Source organism: Pseudoalteromonas sp. AS71 (assembly GCF_038900275.1).
In the GTDB taxonomy this organism is placed as follows: domain Bacteria; phylum Pseudomonadota; class Gammaproteobacteria; order Enterobacterales; family Alteromonadaceae; genus Pseudoalteromonas.
In genome coordinates this window covers 18,069-30,319 of the sequence record NZ_JBBMQZ010000012.1, presented here as the reverse complement: position 1 = coordinate 30,319, position 12,251 = coordinate 18,069, and the positions used below count along the sequence as shown (strand labels likewise).

Below are 12,251 nucleotides of genomic sequence, written 5' to 3'. Positions count from 1 at the left end.
GTTAATTGCAAAAATACAGACAAAACACAATAAACAACTAGTTATCAATTAAAAAAGTAATACTATTTGGTCGCTTTCCTCTTTAATTAATACTAAAAGGGGGGTATCCTGCTGGAAACACGTATGAACTTGCAACCGTATTTCAATATAGAATTTTACTAAACTTTAGAATAAAAATTAATATATTTGATGTCCGTGGTATCTGCGACTTACTTATAAAAAGGGACTATAAAGTGAGATTTGAACAATTAGAGCAATTTGTAGCACTTGGTGTATTACGTCATTTTAGACAAGCAGCTGAACAAACCCAGATTAGTACTTCAGCGCTGACGCGCAGCATTCAAACACTTGAAAATGAAATGGGATATGAGTTAGTAAAACGCTCAACACGTTCAGTTAAATTAACGCCAGAAGGCGAACTTTTTCTTGAATATGCTAAAACGACTTTATCGGAACTTGAGCTAACGAAAAAACGGATTTTTCAATCAGTAAACGGTAATGCTAATGAGAAACTGGTTATTGGTTATACCAACAAGGCAAGTGGCATAGTTCCTATCTCTTGTGGACAGTTTTTAGCTCAATATCCTCATATAAAAATTGAAATGCAGTTACAAGATCAGCAAGAGCTAACACGCAGACTTCAACAAGGTGAAATAGACATAAGTGTATACTCTCAAGCTATTAATAGTATTGGCAGTGACATTCACTTACCTGATCAGCTTGTATTATTTGTTTCAAAAAACCACCCTCTTGCACATAAAAACGATATAAGTAAGCAAAACCTTGATAACTACCCTATGTTTGGCTGTTTCTCTCAATCTAAACAAGTGCAAACTATGCTTAATGAAGCAATCGATTCTTTAAATAAATCATCAAGTATTAAAGTGGGCAGTATTGAGCAAGTAATGGCCGGTGTAGTTAAATCAGATCACTTTGCTATTGCGAGCATTGAGCATGCAAACACAATCGCAGAGAACTCTGAACTCGTGCAACTAAAAACAAATAAAGATCTAAATCACGAACAACTCGTTGTACAAACAAGCCAGCAAACCTCTATTACTGAACATGTAGAGCATTTACTATCGCTTATAAAGAAAGCGGGAGCTACATTTAGCTAATCCAATATTTGAAAAAGTGCGGCGCAATAAACAGTAGCTTTAAATCGCTTTTCGGCTACACTGTCGCACCTTTTTTAAACAGCTGATGTGAATGAACACACTTTTTGGTCCTGATGTCTATTTAGATGATATAGAACGCCAAGGATACACCGTAATTCATAACGCGCTTATTGCCGATTTAGTTGCAGATTTAGTTGCAGATTGTCACCGTATAAACCCCCACTTTAGCCTTGCTGGTATTGGTCGACTAAATAGCTTACAAATAGATAAAACTATTCGTACTGACAAAACTTATTGGTTTGACGGCAGCTCTCAAGCACAGCTTACGTATCAAGCAATAATGCAAAGTATAAAAACCACGTTAAATCGTAGCTTTTTTATGGGGCTATTTGATTACGAATGCCATTATGCAAAATATACACAGGGTGATTTTTACAAAAAACACTTAGATGCATTCAAAGGTCGATCTAATCGTGTATTTACAACGGTGCTTTATTTAAATACGCCAGAGCAAGGTGGCGAACTTGTTATTTATAAACCTAAAAGTAAAGAAGTAGAAATAACGATTAAACCAACTGCTGGCACATTGGTTATGTTTGAAAGCGAACGTTTTGCTCACGAAGTACTTCCCGCAGTTGACGAACGCTACTCTATTGCAGGGTGGTTTAGAAAAAACGCCTCTATTAGCGGCATTATTGATCCGCCCAGGTAGCTCTAAATAGCGAATTTTAACAGCCTTTATTAAGGCTTTAAAATGCTATTGGGTATGAAAGTAATAACCCTATAAAGATAGCCAAACCCACATAATGGTTATTTAAAAACGCTTTAAAGCAGGCTTCTCTTTCACGTTTATGAATAAGCGTTTGTTGATATGCCAATAAACCAGCTGCTACACTCAAACCAATGCCAAACGCGACACTTAAATGATTGCTTATACCAATAAACGCAACCAGCGCTATAAATACAGCATTAAGTAAAAAGATAATATGGCGATCGTATTTACCAAATAAAATAGCGGTTGATTTTACCCCTATTTTTAAATCGTCATCTCTATCAACCATCGCATACATAGTGTCGTAAGCAACTGTCCAACAAATATTGGCTATAAATAATAACCATGCCTGCTGCGGTAATGCATTTATTGAAGCCATATAGGCCATTGGAATAGCCCAACCAAATGCAGCCCCTAAAACAACTTGTGGTAATTGTGTATAGCGTTTCATAAAAGGGTAGCAAAAGGCTAAAGCCAACGCCCCAAAAGAAAGTAAAATAGTATTAAAGCTAAGCATTAATACTAAAATGAACGCAATAACTATGAGCAATAAAAATAGACTAAGAGCTTCACCACTACTAACCAGCCCTGAAGCTAGCGGCCGTTGAGCTGTGCGTTTTACCGAGCCGTCTATTTTTCTATCAGCAAAATCATTAATTACACACCCTGCGCTTCGCATAACAACAACGCCCAGTGTAAATACAATAAAGTTGAGCAAGCTCGGCATCCCGCTATTAGCAAGCCATAAAGCCCAGTATGTTGGCCAAAGTAATAACAAGGTACCAATGGGCTTATCTATACGCATTAGCTGTATATAGTAAGAAATATGTTTTGGCTTTAAAGCGGCTAATTTCATGAGTATAAATATGCTCCTGGTAAAAACACTTCACACACTAAAAATTTATATTCTTTGAGGGAAAATACACTTCGACGCCCTAGTAAGTTTTTCTCGGGTAGGTTTAATTTTGCAACTAATTGCTGAACGGGGTGCTTGGCATCAAAATAAGCAATTTCTATATCCGTGCGGTTTAGTGCTGGGTCTTGAAAAATCACATCACCAAGAGGTCGTTCACCCATATTGTGCAAAGGATTGCTCGAATCATTTTTAGGAAGCCAGCTTTGTGCGTACACCATAGGTTTATTATCGCACAATAAGAGTACTTCTCGATTAATCGCTGTTTTAGCTGCGCTGTTTAGTAGTAACTTTTGCTCTAGGCTTAAAGTAAATAACTGCTCACTTAATACTCTTACACTAAAAATTTGTGATTTACTTTTTAATTTAGCAGTTAAAGAATTAGGTTCAAAAAGCCATTCTTGCTCTAGAGGAGATAAATCACTTACATATGAAGTGGGCTGCCAATTAGCAGATATAGACAGAGGATAAGTAATCACAATAGCTCAACAAAATAAAAAACAACGAGATGATACCATTGCCAAAGCTTTTGAAAAAGTGATGTTTTATAACCATAAATAATTGCTTGGCGCTGTTTATTACCCACTATTAAGTATAAACTATTTGTAACAAGTTTTAAGAAACGCTTTAAATATGAAAAAAATAGTATACGCAGGTCTTTTTACGTTCTTTGTAAGCGTCATAAGCTTTACAGCCCGTGCTGAATCTACAGTTGGTTATTTTGGTTTTGAGCCAGATATAATCACCAACTACATTGGCGCATCAAGTAAAAAAATGGGCTATGTGCGTGTAACTATTGATTTAATGCTTACTGATACTTCTGATATTGCAGTCGTTGAACATCACACGCCATTACTTCGTGATGCCCTAGTAGAGATTTTATCTAAAGAGCCTGAAGAAAAAATAAAATCCCTTACTGGCCGTGAAGAAATACGCGCAAAGTGCGCCGAAAAACTAAAAAGCCTTTTAAAAGAAGAAACAGGGCAAGAGATCATCCGTGAAGTCTTGTTCACTAAATATTTATATCATTAGTATTTAACGTTTTACGTTAAATACTTTGGCGGTATAAGCAAAAGCCATACCGCTAACTAATCCGCCTAAGTGCGCCCAATTAGCCATACCTACAAACAATACATCTGCAAACCCTAGCACTAACCAAATCAACATAAAACCAACAATAGCCGTACTAACCAACGCAGGTTTGTTCGGATTTAAAAAGCTATGAATCCAACAAAAACCAAGTAACCCATATACTACGCCACTCAAACCGCCAAAGTTGGGACCAACCATTAGGTATTGCGCCCAATTACTAATAAGTGCAGTCACTAAAAACAAACCTATTAAGCTGAGTTTTCCGCATTGCTTTTCTATATTGTCGCCAAGCGACATCCACCAAATTAAATTAAACACAATATGCATCGCACTAAAGTGTACGAGCGCGGGCGTTAACCAACTTAAAGGCTGCGAAGGTTTAAACTGCATCATAGTGTAAATGGTCTCAAAACCACCTAGTAAAAAAGCAAAATAAATTATAACGCTTACAATACTTACGGTTTGATTTAACCAGCTGAGTGCTTTAAAACGGGCTATTAGATTAAGTGATTGCCCTTGATATTTAAGCGGCGATTGCGTGCTGCCTACATCCCAAGATGCTTGCAGGTATTTTTCATGATTAGGGTTTTGTGTAAATTCAGCCCATAGAGGCTGAACTTGATGAAAGTCCTCTTCAAGCACACTAACAATAACATTACTGCCATCTGCTGAATCTAATTGCCCTTTCAAACCTTGGCTTTTTAAATAATCTATAAAGCCCTGTGCGGCGCGCGGGTTATTTAAACTGCCAAGCTCTATCATCGCTCTACTTTCTCGCTGTAAGCTACTTCCCAAGCGGTAAAACCACCATCCATGCTATAAACATCTTCAAAGCCTTGCTCAACTAAATAACTAGCTGCGCCCTGAGAGCTCATACCGTGGTAACACACAATAATAATTGGCTGATCGAATTCTTTTTCCATCATAAATTGTGCAATATTACCGTTAGAAAGTGCTTCTGAGCCTGGAATACGACCAGCTTGATACGAATTAGGATCGCGAATATCTGCAATTACAACGTCTTCTTTATCTAGAAGCTCTAACGTTTGCGCTATAGAAATGTGTTTAAATGCCATTGAAGTCTCTTTAATTAATAGTATAAAAAAGGCGGCTAAAGCCGCCCTTCTTGTAATTTAGTGAGGAACTAATCCCAGTTTAAAATTACTTTACCTGACTGACCTGAAATCATCATATCAAAGCCAGCTTGGAAGTCATCCACAGAATACTGATGTGTAATGATTGGGTTCAAATCAAGACCAGATTGAATCAAGCTTGCCATTTTGTACCACGTTTCGAACATTTCGCGACCGTAAATACCTTTAATCACTAAACCTTTAAAAATAACTTGGTTCCAGTCAACTGCCATATCTGATGGTGGAATACCTAGCATGGCAATTTTACCGCCGTGGTTCATGTTATTAAGCATTGAATTAAACGCGCTTGGCACACCTGACATTTCAAGGCCAATATCAAAGCCCTCTGTCATACCTAAGTCTTTTATTACGTCTTCAAGCTTTTCGCTTGCCACGTTTACAGCACGTGAAGCACCCATTTTACGTGCTAAATCTAGGCGATATTCGTTTACGTCGGTAATAACAACGTGGCGAGCACCCACGTGTTTTGCTACAGCTGCTGCCATAATACCAATTGGGCCTGCACCAGTAATAAGTACATCTTCGCCAACTAAGTCGAATGATAATGCGGTATGAACTGCATTACCAAACGGGTCAAAAATAGAAGCCAGTTCATCAGAAATATTATCTGGAATTTTAAATGCGTTAAATGCAGGAATAACTAAATATTCGGCAAACGCGCCTTCACGGTTTACACCCACACCCGTTGTATTACGGCATAAATGTACGCGCCCTGCACGACAGTTACGACAATGACCACACGTAATATGACCTTCACCCGATACGCGGTCGCCAACATTAAAGCCACGAACTTCCTGGCCCATATCAACGACTTCACCTACATATTCGTGACCAACAACCATTGGAGTAGGAATAGTTTTACTTGCCCACTCATCCCACTTGTAAATATGTACGTCGGTACCACAAATAGCTGTTTTGCGAATTTTAATTAGTAAGTCGTTATGACCCACTTCTGGCTTTGGTGCATCTGTCATCCAAATGCCCGGTTCTGCTTTTAATTTAGATAATGCTTTCATAATCCACACTCAACTAAAAAACCGAAGCAAGGCTTCGGTTTAAAATAAAATTAAATAACGCCCATTTCTTTACCAATACGGGTAAATGCATCAATAGCTGTATCGAGTTGCTCAATGCTATGCGCCGCTGAAATTTGTGTACGAATGCGGGCTTGCCCTTTTGGTACTACAGGGAATGAAAAACCAGTAACATAAATACCTTCAGCAAGTAGCTTATCAGCCATTAACGAGGCTACTTTTGCATCTCCTAGCATTACTGGGATGATTGCATGATCTTTACCTGCACACGTAAAGCCAGCAGCTTCCATTTGCTCACGGAAATATTTAGCATTTGACCAAAGTTTAGCGCGAAGCTCGCCGCCATTTTCTAGCATTTCAAGTACTTTAATTGACGCAGTAACAATTGAAGGCGCTAATGAGTTTGAGAATAAGTATGGACGTGAACGTTGGCGTAACCATTCAACAATTTCTTTTTTACCCGATGTATAACCACCTGATGCGCCGCCTAACGCTTTACCTAATGTACCGGTGATAATATCTACACGATCTAATACATTACAGTACTCTGGTGTACCTTTACCGTTTTCGCCAACAAAGCCAACAGCATGAGAGTCATCAACCATAACAAGTGCATCGTATTTATCAGCTAGGTCACACACAGCTTCTAAATTACAGATAACGCCATCCATCGAAAACACGCCATCGGTAGCAATTAGTTTTGTTTTAGCGCCAGCTTCATCAGCTGCAATAAGCTGCTTTTCAAGATCAGCCATGTCGTTATTTGCATAACGAAAACGCTTAGCTTTACATAAACGTACACCATCAATAATTGATGCATGGTTTAATGAATCAGAAATGATAGCGTCTTCTGCGCCTAAAATAGTTTCAAACAAACCTGTGTTTGCATCAAAACATGAAGAATATAAAATGGTGTCTTCAGTTTCTAAAAACTCACTGACTTTTTTCTCTAGTATTTTATGAATATCTTGCGTGCCACAAATAAAACGAACAGACGCAACACCAAAACCATGATTATTTAAACCGTTTTGCGCAGCTTCAATTAGCTCTGGGCTATTAGCTAAACCTAAGTAGTTATTAGCACAAAAGTTGATTACTTTACCTGACGCAACTTCGATTTGAGCCTGCTGCTGAGATTTAATAATACGTTCGCTTTTATACAAACCTTCGGTTTTTACGTCTTCAATTTGCTGTTGTAGCTGGCTAAAAAAAGCAGATGCTCTCATCTGTGTTCTCCATTTATTTGAACGGGTAAACAACCACATTTAAGCGACTGTTTATTATGGGGGGTATTGTAAAAGTTTAATGGGGAAAATGCACGGTTTGCAGTTCGTCGCAAACGCCCTAAACTGGAAGGAATTCCTGCCAGTTTACAGGCTAATCTGTTTAGTTTATTTATGTATTTAAAAGTGCAGGTAAACTGTTTATAGAATCGATAATTAAATCAGCCTCTTGTTTAGCACTTTCATCAAAGCTTTGACCCGAACGCACTAAAACGCGGGTAGTGATGCCCGCTTTTTTTGCAGCCTGCATATCACTGAGTTTATCGCCCACCATTATACTGCAAGCAGGGTCGATATTATGCTCTTGCATGCCTTGCAATAACATCCCTGGCGCAGGCTTTCTGCAACTGCACTCTTTCAAATATTCAGGGTGCGCTTTTTTAGGGTGATGAGGGCAAAAGTACACATCGGTAACTTCAATACTGTGATCGCTAAATTGGGTTTTCATCCAATCAGTTAGTGCTAAAAAATCAGCTTCGGTGTAATAACCTCGGCCAATTCCAGATTGATTAGTGACGATTATGATTTTATAGCCCGCATCATAAAATGTTTTACAAGTGCTAAAAACACCATCAATAAATTCAAATTTATCGCTTTGATACACATAACCATGATCAACATTTACCACGCCATCTCGGTCTAAAAAAAGCGCTTTATTTTTTTGTTGTGCATTCATTACAAAGACTCTTTTTGTACAACATGGTCAAACATCGCTTTTACATCATCAACTGTAATTTGGCTCATTAAATCATCGCCTTTTACACGCGTACCCCACGAGACTTGTTTTGCTGTTTTACCTGTTTGCTTAAGCAAGTTTTGGTGATAAACCTCAACCACGTAATCTTGATATAAGTAAGGGCCTGTTCGTGCTGGGTTTGAATGTGCATATAAACCAATAACCGGCGTACCCACCGTTACCGCCATATGCGCAGGGCCTGTATCGGGCGCAAGCACTAAACTGCCACGCTTTAACACGCACAACAACTCTTTGAGCTTAGTTTTGCCCACTAAATTTAAAATAGGTGTTTTGCTATACTCAACAATGCTATTTGCTAGGTTAATTTCAAGCTCTGTTGGACCACCCGTTAATACCACCTTAAAGCCTTGCTCACAGGCGTAGTCGGCAAGCGCTGCATAACGATCAGCGAGCCAATTACGCTGTGCTTTACTTGCCGCTGGCGATATTACTAATAGTTTATTAGTTAGGTATTCTGGTGTGAGTAGTTCATCGGCAATCGCTTGGTCTTGCTCTGTATATGGCATGTTCCACTTTGGTTTATAATCAGCTACACCAATGGCTTTTGCAAAACCTTTAAAGCCCTCAAGCACATGCGCCTGAGCTTGTGGCTCTATTCGTTTATTAATAAATAAGCTGTGCAATTCTTTTGAACGCGCCCAATCAAAGCCTATTTTTACTTTTGCCGGAATACAGCGCGCTACAAACCCAGCCCTAAGTGCAACTTGCATGTTAAGTAACACATCAAACTTTTGATCTTTAAAGCGTTGTTTTAAGCTTTTAAGCGCTGCTTTGCCTTGTTTTTTATCAAATACCACCAGCTCAACGCCAGGTAAGTCGGCAAGTAGCATGGCTTCTATTTTGCCAATAACCCACGTAATTTTTGCATTAGGGTGTGCTTTTTGAATAGCTTGTACAGCACTCACACCATGACATACGTCACCAATGGCTGAGAGTCTTAATATACAAATAGATGAATAATTAGGAGCTTGAGTCACGCATTCCCTTAGGTATTAAATACAAAAGCCGATCTTAAATTATAATCACGCTATTGCAAGCACTTATCCTGCGCTTTAAAACGCGCTAATATAGACACATTATTTAGTAATTACACAGAGCTATGTTTAAACAACACGTGCAAGGCAACCACACTGTATTAAGCCACCCTAAATACACAAGCCAAATTACCCTCGATTGGTTTGATGCAAATTATTGGCAACAACAAAATAAAATTGTGGGCGCTAAAAAAGGTCGAGCAACTGCGTGGTTTTTTAAGCAAGACGAATTAACAGCCGTACTTAGACATTATTGGCGCGGTGGCTTAGTGGGTAAATTGCTAAGCGATCAGTATTTATACCCAGGACTTGAACAAACCCGTGTGTATAAAGAGTTTAGCTTAATGAGTAAACTTAAAGAACTTGGTTTAAATGTACCAACCCCTATTGCAGCTAAAGTAACACGTAGCGGATTAATTTATCGTGGTGATATTATTACCGAGGCTGTTAAAGGCGCTAAAAGTGTACTCGATGTATTAATTGAACGCCCATTGAGCGAAGAAGAGTTAGAGCGCATAGCTAAAACAATCGCGCTATTTCATTCAAAAGGTGTGTATCACGCCGATTTAAACATTAATAACATTTTGTTTGATGATACTGGTGATGTTTATATTATCGACTTTGATAGAGGTGAAATAAAAATACCTAATCTGCAGTGGCAACAAAGTAATATGGCACGTCTTGAGCGCTCATTTTTAAAAGAGCAAGGTCGAAACGAGCTATTCTATTGGCACGCGAGTGACTGGCAAACCCTACACGGCAACTACCTTAAAGCGCTAGCTAATATAAGTTAACTTAGTTAGCCAATGCTAAATACTGCAGAGCAACCTGCTCTGCCTGTACTTGTTTTAGAATATCTGCGTTTTCTACATTTGGCTTGTCTGCTAGTACGTGCTTAACAACATTGGCTAATGCCTCACTTTGTTGAATGGGTACTAAATATTTACTCAGCTCGCCTGTTAATATCTCGCTTGGACCAAATGTACAATTAGTGCTAACTACCGGAGTCCCCACCGCTAAAGCCTCAATTAATACCGTTGGAAGCCCTTCAAAATCAGAACTCAACACTAAAGCCTCAGCCTGCTTAATCCAGTTGTACGGGTTTTGTTGAAATCCAGGCACTACTAACTGTTTTTCTATGCCATATTGCTGTGCAAGCTTAAACGCTTTTGCAGGTTTATTACATAAAAGGACTAGCTTGTATTTTTTATCAAGCTTTGCAAAGGCTGCAAACAATATATCGTGGCGTTTTTGTTTGGCGAGCCTTCCTACATGAATTAAGTAGGGCTCATTTGGGATATTGTTATTTTGCTCATTTGCTTGTTGGTTTATTTTTTCAAAATCGAACGGGTTATAAATAGTCGCAATTGCACTTGGGTTAATTAAATCCCCTTGTGTTATTTCTTTTTCAACACCCTTTGATACGCAAATAAGTGATTTACCATTTAAATTTTGCTTACTCTTTTTAAGATATAAGTATGAAAATGGACCTAACTTTTTTTGACGTGCAAGTTCTGCGTTAACGGAGTTATGAATAACAAAGTGAACATTTTTGATATTACTTTTTGAGAGTAAATTATTACTTCTATCAAGATTAGAAAGTACTAAATCAATATCACCTATCTCGCTCTGTTTTTTTTCAAACCACGCTTCTAGTTTCAATACACTATTTTTACGCTGCCAAAATCGATCTACTTTTGATGCCCTATGTGTGAATAAACTCTCCACGTAAAGTACTTCAGGAATATTATATTCAATAGAGTTAGCAAGAGACAAAATAGTAATTCTGTGCTGTAACTTGGCCATTTCCTCAGCAAGGGTAAGCATTACTTTTTCAGCACCACCACCCACTAGGGAATCAATTACAATCACTATATTCATTAGCGATCCCCTGTAAGCATATTTTTTATACCGTCAGTGATCACTTCGAAGCTATGTGTATTATCAAGTTGATTATATTTAGAAACGAATTCACTATAAAAGGGCTCTGTAATAACTTGAGCTACTTTCGTAGTAATTTCATCAATATCAAGATTTGCTTTTATGACAACACCTGCATTAACACAATGATCCAAACGTGTATTTTGATCTTTTGAGATAGCACATGCCACAACGGGGGTTTGAACTGCAATTGCTTGTAGTAGGGTATCGCCGCCACTCAGTAATGCAACTTTAGCTTGGCTCATTAATGCCAAAAAATCAGTACTTTGAAGACTTGCTAAACAAGTAACCTCATCACTTTCAGGAATGGATTTCTTATAATTGGGACCAAACACAACAACTGCTTTTAAACCAGTGTGTTTAGTAATTTTAAGCGCGGCTTTAAAGTAAACATCAGCACAATTAATATTATTTAATATATGCCCGCCTGAGCCAGCATTAACAATGAAATAGCCTTCCGGTACTAAGTTATAGCGATTTAAGACATCACGTTTTTGCACACAAGACGCAAATGTAACAAAAGGACCTACATTACGAGGATGTGCCAAGGGAAACATGTCTAACTTCGTACTTTCAGCCCATGTAAGTGGCTCAATACAATAATCAGACTGTACAACCCAATGTGTATCAATTAAATTAATTCTGTTAAGTTTTAAACCTTTAGCACGTTTTTTTGCATGCTGAGAAATAAATATAACTTTAGCGCCTACCTTTTTAGCCGCCTTCATATGCCCTGCACGTCCTGCGCAATCAAAAACAACGACGTCAGGTTTAAATTGCTCTATAAAGTCGCAAACAGAATCCAGCTCTTTCGTAGCTGAGTGTTCAAGTAATGTGGCTTCAAAAGGACAATCTTTTGCGTAACTTGTATGCTTATTTAATATGAAGTGAATATCGAGAGAATCAGTAAGTTCTGCCTTTAAACTTTGAGCCAACAACAACGAGCGCATATATTCACCAATGCCTTCTGGTGATGATACGGGAATAAATAAAAGTCGTTTGTTGCTCATTACATTCTCAATTTCCTATTTGAACTCAAGTATACCAATCAGATACTTATTTCGATAGCTAGGTTACGTTTTAATATATTAAATTAGCTCTATAAATTTGATTATTTACTGCAATAACATGCTTAGGTTGATAAACTTAGCCG

Annotated in this window: 14 protein-coding genes; 4 read left to right on the top strand and 10 right to left on the bottom strand. The window is 38.2% G+C overall.

Annotated elements, in window-relative coordinates; genetic code table 11:
* Positions 1 to 233 precede the first annotated feature (233 nt).
* Positions 234 to 1,118 (top strand): LysR substrate-binding domain-containing protein, encoded by an 885-nt coding sequence (locus tag WNY98_RS10570; RefSeq protein WP_342877871.1) that lies wholly within the window; start codon positions 234 to 236, stop codon positions 1,116 to 1,118.
* A gap of 91 nt (positions 1,119 to 1,209) precedes the next feature.
* Positions 1,210 to 1,830: a 2OG-Fe(II) oxygenase gene (locus WNY98_RS10565; protein WP_024598944.1), complete on the top strand. Its 621-nt coding sequence runs from the start codon at positions 1,210 to 1,212 to the stop codon at positions 1,828 to 1,830.
* A gap of 37 nt (positions 1,831 to 1,867) precedes the next feature.
* Here the strand turns inward: WNY98_RS10565 and ubiA are convergent, their stop codons facing one another.
* Both ubiA and WNY98_RS10555 read right to left on the bottom strand, forming a co-directional pair.
* On the bottom strand, positions 1,868 to 2,746 hold the full coding sequence (ubiA, locus tag WNY98_RS10560) for a 4-hydroxybenzoate octaprenyltransferase (protein WP_076925215.1): 879 nt from the start codon (positions 2,744 to 2,746) through the stop codon (positions 1,868 to 1,870).
* A complete protein-coding gene (locus WNY98_RS10555; protein ID WP_342877870.1) occupies positions 2,743 to 3,282 on the bottom strand; it encodes a chorismate lyase in 540 nt (179 codons plus the stop codon). Before WNY98_RS10555 ends, ubiA begins: the two co-directional genes overlap by 4 nt.
* A 154-nt stretch (positions 3,283 to 3,436) precedes the next feature.
* Here WNY98_RS10555 and WNY98_RS10550 point away from each other — a divergent pair, with 154 nt between their 5' ends.
* On the top strand, positions 3,437 to 3,835 hold the full coding sequence (locus WNY98_RS10550) for a flagellar basal body-associated protein FliL (protein WP_002961049.1): 399 nt from the start codon (positions 3,437 to 3,439) through the stop codon (positions 3,833 to 3,835).
* Positions 3,836 to 3,838: 3 nt separating this feature from the next.
* Here the strand turns inward: WNY98_RS10550 and glpG are convergent, their stop codons facing one another.
* From glpG to WNY98_RS10520, 6 genes are all read right to left on the bottom strand, one after another.
* The gene (gene glpG, locus WNY98_RS10545; RefSeq protein ID WP_076925217.1) at positions 3,839 to 4,657 is read right to left on the bottom strand and encodes a rhomboid family intramembrane serine protease GlpG; all 819 of its coding nucleotides are present in this window, start codon (positions 4,655 to 4,657) and stop codon (positions 3,839 to 3,841) included.
* A complete protein-coding gene (gene glpE / locus WNY98_RS10540; protein WP_024598948.1) occupies positions 4,654 to 4,971 on the bottom strand; it encodes a thiosulfate sulfurtransferase GlpE in 318 nt (105 codons plus the stop codon). Before glpE ends, glpG begins: the two co-directional genes overlap by 4 nt.
* Before the next feature lie 68 nt (positions 4,972 to 5,039).
* Positions 5,040 to 6,065 carry an L-threonine 3-dehydrogenase gene (gene tdh / locus WNY98_RS10535; protein WP_024598949.1) on the bottom strand — a complete coding sequence of 342 codons (1,026 nt, stop codon included), beginning with the start codon at positions 6,063 to 6,065 and terminating at the stop codon, positions 5,040 to 5,042.
* Between the two features lie 50 nt (positions 6,066 to 6,115).
* The gene (locus WNY98_RS10530) at positions 6,116 to 7,309 is read right to left on the bottom strand and encodes a glycine C-acetyltransferase (protein ID WP_342877869.1); all 1,194 of its coding nucleotides are present in this window, start codon (positions 7,307 to 7,309) and stop codon (positions 6,116 to 6,118) included.
* Positions 7,310 to 7,478: 169 nt separating this feature from the next.
* Complete coding sequence (gmhB, locus tag WNY98_RS10525; RefSeq protein ID WP_024598950.1) at positions 7,479 to 8,042, bottom strand: D-glycero-beta-D-manno-heptose 1,7-bisphosphate 7-phosphatase; 564 nt, start codon at positions 8,040 to 8,042, stop codon at positions 7,479 to 7,481.
* Positions 8,042 to 9,100, bottom strand: coding sequence for a glycosyltransferase family 9 protein (locus tag WNY98_RS10520; protein WP_342877868.1), 1,059 nt, complete (start codon positions 9,098 to 9,100; stop codon positions 8,042 to 8,044). The genes gmhB and WNY98_RS10520 overlap by 1 nt, the downstream gene beginning before the upstream one ends.
* Positions 9,101 to 9,222: 122 nt before the next feature.
* Between WNY98_RS10520 and WNY98_RS10515 the strand changes: the two genes are divergently transcribed.
* Positions 9,223 to 9,951: a 3-deoxy-D-manno-octulosonic acid kinase gene (locus WNY98_RS10515; RefSeq protein ID WP_342877867.1), complete on the top strand. Its 729-nt coding sequence runs from the start codon at positions 9,223 to 9,225 to the stop codon at positions 9,949 to 9,951.
* Position 9,952: 1 nt separating this feature from the next.
* Here the strand turns inward: WNY98_RS10515 and WNY98_RS10510 are convergent, their stop codons facing one another.
* Both WNY98_RS10510 and WNY98_RS10505 read right to left on the bottom strand, forming a co-directional pair.
* Positions 9,953 to 11,038: a glycosyltransferase gene (locus WNY98_RS10510; protein WP_342877866.1), complete on the bottom strand. Its 1,086-nt coding sequence runs from the start codon at positions 11,036 to 11,038 to the stop codon at positions 9,953 to 9,955.
* Positions 11,038 to 12,108, bottom strand: a complete 1,071-nt coding sequence (locus WNY98_RS10505) for a glycosyltransferase family 1 protein (RefSeq protein WP_342877865.1) — start codon at positions 12,106 to 12,108, stop codon at positions 11,038 to 11,040. The genes WNY98_RS10510 and WNY98_RS10505 overlap by 1 nt, the downstream gene beginning before the upstream one ends.
* Positions 12,109 to 12,251 lie beyond the last annotated feature (143 nt).

Bases quoted from the DNA above. Each gene is read 5' to 3' on its own strand.
- WNY98_RS10565 (WP_024598944.1), top strand. From the start codon at position 1,210: ATGAACACACTTTTTGGTCCTGATGTCTATTTAGATGATATAGAACGC.
- ubiA (WP_076925215.1), bottom strand. From the start codon at position 2,746: ATGAAATTAGCCGCTTTAAAGCCAAAACATATTTCTTACTATATACAG.
- WNY98_RS10550 (WP_002961049.1), top strand. From the start codon at position 3,437: ATGAAAAAAATAGTATACGCAGGTCTTTTTACGTTCTTTGTAAGCGTC.
- glpG (WP_076925217.1), bottom strand. From the start codon at position 4,657: ATGATAGAGCTTGGCAGTTTAAATAACCCGCGCGCCGCACAGGGCTTT.
- glpE (WP_024598948.1), bottom strand. From the start codon at position 4,971: ATGGCATTTAAACACATTTCTATAGCGCAAACGTTAGAGCTTCTAGAT.
- tdh (WP_024598949.1), bottom strand. From the start codon at position 6,065: ATGAAAGCATTATCTAAATTAAAAGCAGAACCGGGCATTTGGATGACA.
- WNY98_RS10530 (WP_342877869.1), bottom strand. From the start codon at position 7,309: ATGAGAGCATCTGCTTTTTTTAGCCAGCTACAACAGCAAATTGAAGAC.
- gmhB (WP_024598950.1), bottom strand. From the start codon at position 8,042: ATGAATGCACAACAAAAAAATAAAGCGCTTTTTTTAGACCGAGATGGC.
- WNY98_RS10515 (WP_342877867.1), top strand. From the start codon at position 9,223: ATGTTTAAACAACACGTGCAAGGCAACCACACTGTATTAAGCCACCCT.
- WNY98_RS10510 (WP_342877866.1), bottom strand. From the start codon at position 11,038: ATGAATATAGTGATTGTAATTGATTCCCTAGTGGGTGGTGGTGCTGAA.
- WNY98_RS10505 (WP_342877865.1), bottom strand. From the start codon at position 12,108: ATGAGCAACAAACGACTTTTATTTATTCCCGTATCATCACCAGAAGGC.